The sequence below is a fragment of the Pseudomonas sp. EGD-AK9 genome, assembly GCF_000465935.2.
GTDB lineage: Bacteria > Pseudomonadota > Gammaproteobacteria > Pseudomonadales > Pseudomonadaceae > Aquipseudomonas.
Genome location: NZ_AVOF01000295.1, coordinates 1 through 4,021 on the forward strand (window position 1 = coordinate 1; position 4,021 = coordinate 4,021).

Annotated in this window: 5 protein-coding genes and 1 pseudogene; 2 read left to right on the top strand and 4 right to left on the bottom strand. The window is 66.5% G+C overall.

Features of this window, described 5'->3' with window-relative positions:
- Together N878_RS14220 and N878_RS14225 are read left to right on the top strand one after the other, a co-directional pair.
- A partial coding sequence (locus N878_RS14220) for a DUF4340 domain-containing protein (RefSeq protein ID WP_021444310.1) occupies window positions 1–714 on the top strand: 714 nt, incomplete at its 5' end.
- 232 nt (window positions 715–946) lie between these two features.
- Window positions 947–1,156 carry a cold-shock protein gene (locus N878_RS14225; RefSeq protein ID WP_031303182.1) on the top strand — a complete coding sequence of 70 codons (210 nt, stop codon included), beginning with the start codon at window positions 947–949 and terminating at the stop codon, window positions 1,154–1,156.
- A 193-nt stretch (window positions 1,157–1,349) separates the two neighbouring features.
- Here the strand turns inward: N878_RS14225 and N878_RS14230 are convergent, their stop codons facing one another.
- From N878_RS14230 to N878_RS28995, 4 genes and pseudogenes are all read right to left on the bottom strand, one after another.
- Window positions 1,350–1,721 carry a hypothetical protein gene (locus N878_RS14230; protein WP_021444312.1) on the bottom strand — a complete coding sequence of 124 codons (372 nt, stop codon included), beginning with the start codon at window positions 1,719–1,721 and terminating at the stop codon, window positions 1,350–1,352.
- 5 nt (window positions 1,722–1,726) lie between these two features.
- Window positions 1,727–2,554 carry a putative RNA methyltransferase gene (locus N878_RS14235; protein ID WP_021444313.1) on the bottom strand — a complete coding sequence of 276 codons (828 nt, stop codon included), beginning with the start codon at window positions 2,552–2,554 and terminating at the stop codon, window positions 1,727–1,729.
- Window positions 2,551–3,705 carry a succinyl-diaminopimelate desuccinylase gene (dapE, locus tag N878_RS14240; RefSeq protein ID WP_021444314.1) on the bottom strand — a complete coding sequence of 385 codons (1,155 nt, stop codon included), beginning with the start codon at window positions 3,703–3,705 and terminating at the stop codon, window positions 2,551–2,553. The genes N878_RS14235 and dapE overlap by 4 nt, the downstream gene beginning before the upstream one ends.
- Before the next feature lie 67 nt (window positions 3,706–3,772).
- Window positions 3,773–4,021: pseudogene (locus tag N878_RS28995) on the bottom strand (NADH-dependent alcohol dehydrogenase); the annotation flags it as partial.

Sequence of the window (4,021 nt, forward strand, 5' to 3'; positions counted from 1 at the left end):
CTGCGCGAGGCGCGCACCGTCGAGGCCAAGACCGCCAACGCGCAGTGGCACGCACGCCTGGGCCTGGCGGAAAGCGGCGAGGAGGGCGAGCAGGCGCTGCGTCTGCAGCTGCAGTTCGACGGCCATCCCGAGTTGAGCCTGCGTCTGGGCAACCCGTCGCAGCAGGGCAGCGGGCAACTGGTGCGCCGCGCCGGCGAGGATCAGGTGTGGCTGATCGACCAGCAGCTCGACCTGCCCAGCCGCGAGCTGGACTGGCTGGATCGCCGCGTCGCGGACATTCCCTTCGCCAGCGTCAAACGCCTGGAGCTGCGCTACGCCAGCGGCGAGACGCTGACCCTGAGCAAGGCCGACGCCGAGCAGTACAACTTCACTGTGGAGCAGTTGGGCAAGGGCCAGCAGCTCAGTTTCGAGGGCGCGGCCAACGGCATGGTCACGCTGTTCTCCAACCTGCGTTTCGCCGATGCCGCGCCGCTGGCGCAGATCGCTTTCAAGCAGGCGCCGATGCTCAGGCTGAGCCTGACCGGCTTCGACGGCCAGAGCCTCGAAGGCGCGCTGTACCAGCAGGGCGAGCAGCACTGGCTGGTGCTCGGCGAGCGCCAGGGATTCGAGGACGGCGAGGTGGCCGCGCGCAGCGATTGGGCCTATCGTCTGGACGCCGAGCAGGTGCAGAGGCTGGCGAAGAAATTACGCGATTTGCTGGCGAAAAACGGATAAAAACCGGCTGTAACCCCGATGTTGTCTGGTTTGCGCTCGGTTCTAAAAAAGTGCTTTTCAGTCACATTTCATGCTTTATACTCGGTCCAGCGGTTGCAGCAAGAACGCCCTTCGCTTGACCTGCTCCATGCTCCAATTGCCGGGGTTGGCGAACGATGAACAGAACGTTTTTACCGAGCCGTCACAGCGCCTATTCGGGACAATAAAAATTTGCGAGTTGGAGAAGTGGGTAATGGCAGATCGTGAGACCGGAACCGTTAAATGGTTCAATGATTCCAAGGGCTACGGGTTCATTCAGCGCGAAAGCGGCCCGGACGTATTCGTTCACTACCGGGCCATCCGTGGCGAAGGCCACCGCACCCTGATCGAGGGGCAGAAGGTCGAGTTCGGCGTGACCCAGGGCCAGAAAGGCCTGCAGGCGGAAGACGTTTCCGCGGTCTGAGTTCCAGACTCCAACGAAAAGGCCCGTCGATGACGGGCCTTTTCGTTTATGGCGCAAGGGTGGATGTCGTTTTTACATCCACCACGCGGTGGATCGATAAGGCGTGATCCACCCTACGGATCGTGCCGGGCGCAACGGGTGGTTGGATGAATGGCCACGGTGCGCGCTACGCACCCTACGGATGCGGCCGCTGTCATTCCGTACGCCAGACGATCTCGGTTTCGCCGTCGGCATCCACCTTGATCCAGCGGTCGGCTTCCTCGTCGCTTTCATCTTCCACCCAGGTTCCCGGCGCGCAGCGGATCTGCACACCGAGCGCGGCATGGGCGGCGCGGGCGCAGGCCAGGTCGTCGGCCCAGGGCGTGGCGTCGCTTTCCAGGTACAGGCTGTGCCATTTGCCCACGGCCTTCGGCAGCCAGGTCACCGGCACCTCGCCGGCCTTGCATTTGAAGGTCTGGCCCTTCTGCTGCCAGTCGCTGCAAGGGCCCAGGGCCTCACCCAGCCACTGCGCCACGGCGTCGCGTTCGGCGTCTTTCAGGTAGATCTCGATATCGGGTTGGCGCATGGCATTCAGTCCTGAGAGCGTGGGCTCTGGGTTTTGACGATCCAATCGTAGCGGATGGCAACGGTAACTTCGAAGGGCGCGGCAATCACCGCCTCGCGCCGTTCGGCACTGGCGCGCCAGCCGTGCGGGGTCATGGCCAGCAGGTCGGCGCGGGCCTGGGCATCGCTCAGGTGCAGCGGGAACTCGAGGGTTTCGCTATGGGCCAGGTGCATGCCCGGCGGGATCAGCGCCAGGTGCTTCTCGTCGTCGTAGTCGCGCACCTCGTCGTACAGCTTCTGCCGCAGCTCCATCAGGTGCACGCGGGTCGGGCCCATGCGCAGCAGGCCGCCGCCGGGTGCGAGCAGGCGCTTGGCCTCGGCCCAGTCGAGCGGGCTGAACACGCTGGCCAGCAGTTCGCAGCTGGCATCGGCCAGCGGCACGCGGGCCATGCTCGCCACCAGCCAGCTCAGCTGCGGCGCGCGTTTGCAGGCACGCTTGATCGCCTCGCGGGAGATATCCAGGGCATAACCGTCGGCATGGGGCAGGGCGCGGGCGATCTGCTCGGTGTAGTAGCCCTCGCCGCAGCCGATATCCAGCCAGCGCGCCGGTTGGTACTCGGCCGTCAGTGCCGCCAGGCGCGCGGCCAGCGGCGCGTAGTGACCGCCGTCGAGAAAGCGCCGGCGCGCCTCGACCATGGCGGCGTTGTCGCCAGGGTCGCGGCTGTTCTTGTGTTGCACCGGCAGCAGGTTGTAGTAGCCCTGGCGCGCGCGGTCGAAGCTGTGCCGGTTGCTGCAGACCAGGCCGTTGTCACTGGGCTGCAGCGGCGTCTGGCAGAGGGGGCAGATCAGGCTCATGCCAGCAGTTTCACCAGGGTCTGGTAATAGACTTCGGTGAGCAGGTCGAGGTCGCTGGCCAGCACCCGCTCGTTGATCTGGTGGATGGTGGCGTTGACCGGGCCCAGCTCGACCACCTGGGTGCCCAGGGTGGCGATGAAGCGCCCGTCGGAGGTGCCGCCGCTGGTGGACGGCGTGGTGTCGCGACCGGTGACGTTCTTGATGCTGGCGGCCACGGCGTCGAGCAACTCGCCCGGCTGGGTGAGGAAGGGCAGGCCGGACAGCGCCCACTCCAGGTGGTAGTCCAGGCCGTGCTTGTCGAGGATAGCGGTGACGCGCTGCTGCAGGCCTTCGACGGTGGATTCGGTGGAGAAGCGGAAGTTGAACACCGCCTTCAGTTCGCCGGGGATGACGTTGGTGGCGCCGGTGCCGGCATTGAGGTTGGACACCTGGAAGCTGGTCGGCGGGAAATAGTCGTTGCCATGGTCCCAGTGCTCGGCGGCCAGTTCGGCCAGGGCCGGGGCAGCCAGGTGAATCGGGTTCTTCGCCAGGTGCGGGTAGGCCACGTGGCCCTGCTTGCCGTAAACGGTGAGGGTGCAGCCGAGCGAGCCGCGGCGGCCGTTCTTGACCACGTCGCCGAGCAGGCTGGTGCTCGACGGTTCGCCGACGATGCACCAGTCCAGACGCTCGCCGCGTTCGCGCAGACGCTCGACCACCGCCTTGGTGCCGTGCTGGGCCGGGCCTTCCTCGTCGCTGGTGATCAGGAAGGCGATGGCGCCCTTGTGGTTCGGGTGGTCGGCGGTGAAGCGCTCGACGGCGACGATCATGCTCGCCAGGCTGCCCTTCATGTCCGCCGCGCCGCGGCCGCAGAGCATGCCGTCTTCATCGACGCGCACATCGAACGGCTGGTACTGCCAGGCGTTCAGCGGGCCGGTGGGCACCACGTCGGTATGCCCGGCGAAGCACAGCACCGGGCCCTGGGCGCCATCGCGACCAACGCGCTTGGCCCAGAAATTCTCCACCTCTTCGATGCGCATGTGCTCGACCTCGAAGCCGCAGGCGGCCAGGCGACGCATCATCAGCTCCTGGCAACCTTCGTCGACCGGGGTGACGGACGGGCGGCGGATCAGGTCGAAGGCGAGTTCCAGGGTCGGGGTGAGGGTGGCGGTCATTGCGGCTCCGGTACGGCGGCTAGCGTGAAGGCTGGCCATCTTAAAGCAAAAGTCGTTACCGATCAGGTCATAAGGCGCGCAGCAGGATGCGTTCGCACACGGTCGGGTCGCGCTCGTCGCCTTCACCGAGGGCGCCCGGACTGCGGCGTTGCAACTGCGCCAGCACTTCCGGGACCGCCTCGGCGTCCAGGCCGTGCTCGCTCAGCCGGGTGGCCAGGCCGAGGTCGCGAAAGAACGCCGCGGTGGCGGCGATGGCGGCGTCGATGCGCTGCTCCGCGTCGCCGGCGGGCAGCTGCCAGACCCGTTCGGCGTATTG